The organism is Streptomyces sp. WM4235, assembly GCF_001279725.1.
GTDB lineage: Bacteria > Actinomycetota > Actinomycetes > Streptomycetales > Streptomycetaceae > Streptomyces.
The window spans coordinates 1-262 of sequence record NZ_LGDE01000400.1; the positions used below are offsets into that span (position 1 = coordinate 1).

Annotated in this window: 1 protein-coding gene; it reads left to right on the plus strand. The window is 74.8% G+C overall.

All coding sequences use genetic code 11. The features are described from left to right. Positions 1–262 (plus strand): hypothetical protein (locus ADK55_RS40525; protein WP_267887361.1); only part of this gene is annotated, 262 nt, incomplete at both ends.

A 262-nucleotide genomic window follows, 5' to 3' on the forward strand; every position in this document is an offset into this window, starting at 1 on the left:
AGCCACCGCGGTCGTCATCGCGGCGCGGGTAGCTGGGGCGGTCGCCGCCACGGTCGTCACGGCGCTGGAAGCCACCGCCGCTGGGACGGTCACCCCGGTCGTCACGACGCGGGTAGCTCGGACGGTCCCCGCCACGGTCGTCACGACGCTGGAAGCCACCGCCGCTGGGGCGGTCGCCACGGTCGTCGCGACGGAAGGAGGGACGGTCGCCACCACCGGTGGGACGGCCACCACGGTCGTCATCACGACGCGGGTAGCTGGG